At 54.4% G+C, this 4590-nt stretch carries 4 protein-coding genes; all 4 read right to left on the bottom strand.

All coding sequences use genetic code 11. From position 1 onward, the window contains the following. Nucleotides 1-594, bottom strand: a 594-nt coding sequence (gene prcA, locus ACOSYY_RS01600; RefSeq protein WP_421660512.1) for a proteasome subunit alpha, incomplete at its 3' end; no start/stop codon positions are given. A gap of 2 nt (nt 595-596) precedes the next feature. Further along, a complete protein-coding gene (gene prcB / locus ACOSYY_RS01595) occupies nt 597-1412 on the bottom strand; it encodes a proteasome subunit beta (protein WP_421660511.1) in 816 nt (271 codons plus the stop codon). A gap of 19 nt (nt 1413-1431) precedes the next feature. Next, nucleotides 1432-2904: a depupylase/deamidase Dop gene (gene dop / locus ACOSYY_RS01590; protein WP_421660510.1), complete on the bottom strand. Its 1473-nt coding sequence runs from the start codon at nt 2902-2904 to the stop codon at nt 1432-1434. 36 nt (nt 2905-2940) lie between these two features. Continuing rightward, the coding region (arc, locus tag ACOSYY_RS01585) for a proteasome ATPase (RefSeq protein WP_421660509.1) at nt 2941-4590 on the bottom strand (1650 nt) is incomplete at its 5' end.

Raw genomic sequence — 4590 nt, 5'->3', positions numbered from 1 at the left:
TTCCGGATGCAGCTTTTGATTCGCCGTTTGCTCCAGCGCCGTGACACACAGCTTCAACGCAGCGTCCAAGGGCGGAACCTGGCCAGGACCTTTTTCTTTCAATACGGTTTGTACCGCCTCAGACCGTCCGCCGATCACCGCCAAGTTCTTCTCGTCGATGATGCTGCCGTCGAACGAAATACGATAGATTTCGCTCAGGTGATGATTGGTACCGGCTTGCACCACAAGAATCTCAACCTCAAGCGGTTTCATTTCCTGGCTGAACACGGTCCCAAGACTTTGCGAATACCCGTTCGCCAGCGAGCGACCGGTCACGTCTTCCCGGCTATACATGAATCCCCTAAGATCGGCGTGGCGGATGCCCGCCTTTCGAAGATTCTCAAACTCGCTGTACTTGCCGGCTCCCGCAAAGGCGATGTTGTCGTAGATTTCCGAAACCTTGTGCAGGGAGGCGCTGGGATTATCCGCCGTCAATAGAATTCCGTCGATATACTCCATCGCGATAATCGAGCGGCCTTTGGCAATCCCCTTCTTGGCATACTCAGCCTTATCCTGCATCATCTGTTCAGGAGATACGTAGTAGGGCATCGGCATGATTACGTCTCCCTTGAACGGCGTGCGGTCATCATTTCGTCATACACAGCTCTCAGTATGTCATCGGAGACATCGGTGATGCCATGAGCGGTCACAAACTTCGAGGTCGGATAGATTCCTCGTATCAGGTCCGGTCCGCCCGTGCCGACATCATCATCCGCGGCATTATAGAGCGACAACAAAGCCAACTTGAGCGCGTCCTGCTCAGAAAGTCCTCTCCGAAAATGCTCGCGCATCGTGTTACGGGCATCCTTTCCACCGGAACCGATCGCATGGTAATCGGACTCTTCATACTTGCCGCCGGTGATGTCGTACTTGAAGATGCGGCCCTCGCCGCGTTTCAGGTCATACCCGACGTACAACGGCATGACGACCAGCCCCTGAAAGACCATCGGAAGATTAGCCTTGACCATCTGCCCCAGCTTATTCGCCTTCCCTTCACAGGAGAGCGGCATGCCTTCCAGTTTTTCGTAATGCTCCAGCTCGGTCTGAAATAACTTGGCCATTTCGATGCAAGGACCGGCCGCCCCCGCGATCGCCATGGCCGACCAGTCGTCGATCTTGAAGACTTTTTCGATTCGGCGATCCGCGATCTGAAATCCTTCCGTGGCTCGACGGTCCCCAGCAATCACGACACCCTGCTGATACTTGAGCGCCAGCACGGTCGTGGCGGAGGGCACCGTGACAGGCCCAACGGTGGGCATCTGGTCGTGAACCGTCGCCATTCCGTGGCTTCGCAAGGCCAACTCAGGATGGTGTGTTGAGACGAAGTCAAAAAAACTGGAGCCGTCGTAGTCGGGAAGATAGGGCAGCTTCATCGTAATCGTTGAAACATCATCAAACCTTGAGTTTTTCGATCAAGGCATCGACTGAATCGGTCGTATCGAGCAACTCTCGTGTCAATGCCTGCGTCCCTCGATGGGGGTCCATCAAAGGCACTTTTTTGATCGTCGTATTGCCTACGTCGAACAACACCGACGTCCAACTGGCCCCGTACAAGGTCTTCGCAAACTTACTGACACAACGCCCACGAAAATAGGCCCTGGTCCCCGTCGGCGGATTGAGCTCCGCTCGTTGAATATCGTCTTCTTCAACAATCCGCTCGATGAGGCGGCTGCGCTCCAGCGTATAGAACAATCCCTTGTCCGCGCGGACATCATGATATTGGAGATCCATCAGCTTCATTCGAGGATCATCCCATCCGCAACCTTTACGCTCCATGTAGGATTCGATCATGTGCCGCTTGGCGACCCAATCCAATGCCTTCACCAGTAACCGCGGATCGCGATCGAGCTGGTTCAAAACGTCCTCCCAACGGAGCAACACATCGTGAGTGGTCGGACTGTGATCCTGCGAGGCATAAAAATATTTGGCGGCGCTTAGGTACGCCCGCGGGACGGCAAGAGCCGTGGTCGGCCTTCCACCGACCAGTTTCACGGTTTCTTTCACATCCAGATCACGGGACACCTGCTTGAACGCGCGAACCGGCTCGTCCAGTTCGAACTGAGGCAGATCGGCTCCTGATTCAAGCAAATCCAAGACGATGTCCAACGTTCCCACCTTCAGATAGGTGGAGAGTTCCGCCATATTCGCGTCACCCGTAATGACATGGAGCCTCCGAAACCTTGCCGCATCGGCATGTGGTTCGTCGCGCGTGTTGATGATCGGCCGTTTGACCATCGTGTTGAGGTCCATCAGACATTCGAAAAAGTCGGCGCGCTGCGAGATCTGATATTCCGTCGGGCTAGTCTGATTTTCAGACCCAACTTTTCCTGCTCCGGCAAAGATCGGTCGTGTGACCAAAAACGGCGTCAATACTCGAGCGATCCTGTCGAAAGGCACGGACCTCGAGACTAAATAGTTTTCGTGATATCCGTAGCTGTTGCCCTTGCCGTCGGAGTTGTTCTTGTACAGAACATACTGTTCGATTCCCCTCACCCGAGCCATTTCCTGAAGGCACGTCGCGAGAATGCGCTCTCCGGCTCGCTCGAATGCCACAATTTCCTTGGCGTTCGAGCACTCCGGCGTCGAGTATTCCGGATGTGCTCCATCAACGTATAAACGGCCACCGTTTGCCAGTACCTTATTCAACTGCCGATTGTAGTCTGGATTTGGGCGTTCTCGCTCGCCGTCGACTTCAAATCCCCGGGCATCTAAGAGCGGATTTTCATTCTCGTAATCCCAAAGAGCCTCCGGCGCCGGAAGTCCCGGGTAATGTCCGATCACGGCGAATGAGCCAGATACAGGGTCCAGCGCGGATGGATCTTTTGCCGCGATGCCGAACTCGGTTTCGGTGCCAAGCACTCGCATGCGATTCGTGGATGTGTGGTCTGGCATACGGGATAGTTAGAGGTAGTGGCCGGTACTGATGGTTTCAATCTGCCGATGTTCGGCGGGCCCACCACTGATGGTTCGGATATGAATGATTTTCTCGCCCTTCTTTCCGGCGACTTTCGCCCAATCGTCAGGGTTGGTCGTATTGGGGAGATCTTCGTGTTCCTTGAACTCCTCGCGAATGGCGCGGATCAAGTCGTCCGAGCGTAGACCGGCCCCTTCTTGGGCGATCACGCGCTTCACGGCAAATTTTTTCGCCCGCGAAACAATTCCTTCGATCAACGCTCCGCTGGCGAAATCCTTGAAATACAGTACTTCCTTTTCACCGTTGGCATAGGTCACTTCAATGAACTTATTTTCCTCACTGGCTGCGTACATGGTCTCGACCGTCAGAGCGGTCAACCGATCGACAAGAGCCTGTCGATCGCCTCCATGCCGTTCCAAGTCCTCGTCAGCAAAAGGAAGATCCATCGAGATGTACTTCGAGAAAATGTCACGGGCGGCCGTGGCATCAGGTCGCCCTACTTTAACTTTGACATCCAATCGACCGGCACGAAGCACCGCCGGATCGATCAAATCCTGGCGGTTGCTGGCTCCAATGACAATGACATTGCGCAATCGCTCGACTCCGTCGATCTCAGAGAGAAACTGTGGAACGATCGTCGATTCAATATCAGAGGATATGCCTGTCCCGCGCGTTCTAAAGAGTGCGTCCATCTCATCGAAAAACACGATCACCGGATGACCGTCATCGGCCCGCTCCTTCGCCTTCTTAAACACTTCACGAACTTGGCGTTCCGACTCCCCGACGTACTTATTGAGCAATTCCGGCCCCTTCACATGGAGGAAGTAGCTCCGAATCTCTTTGCCAGCCCGATGGCCTAATTTCTTGGCGATCGAATTAGCGACAGCTTTAGCGATCAGCGTTTTCCCACAACCGGGTGGACCATAGAGCAGAACACCTTTCGGTGCGCTGAGCTTATACTCGGAGAACACATGCGGATGGAGGAACGGAAGTTCGACCGCATCGCGTACCTGCTCCAATTCTTTCTGGAGGCCTCCGATGTGCTCATAGTCGACATCCGGGACCTCTTCCAACACCAGCTCTTCCGCTTCGGACTTCGGCAACTTCTCAATGACATATCCCGAGCGGGTATCATATAACAGATGGTCCCCCACACTCAGCCGTTCAGTAAGCAACGGGTCACCGAGCTCAGCCACTTTCTCCTCATCAAAATGGAGAGTGACCAACGCCCGTCCGCCCTCCAGCACGTCTTTGAGTCGAACAACCTCTCCCTGGCTGTCGAACCCTTTGACCTCGATCACGTTGAGCGCTTCATTGAGGACGACTTCTCGCCCCTTCCGCAACTCATTGCGCTTGATTGAAGGATGGAGGCTGACCTTCATTTTCCGTCCCGACACATAGACATTTCCGGTACCGTCCGCATTCATACTGGAAAAAATGGCATACGCCGACGGCGGCGCTGTCAGTTTTTCAACCTCGGTACGCAGCGCTTCGATTTGCGCCTTCGCTTCCTGCAGCGTGGCCACGAGTTTTTCGTTCTGTTTATTGGCTTGATCGAGTTGGTGGCGTGATTGGTAAAGCCGACGGATTTCTTCCTCCATCGACTGAATCTGAACGCGAAGCTTTTCGATCTCGCG

This window comes from Nitrospira sp. BLG_2 (assembly GCF_049222245.1).
The sequence above is the reverse complement of the archived record's forward strand: the minus strand, read 5'-3'. Positions and strand labels throughout refer to the sequence as shown.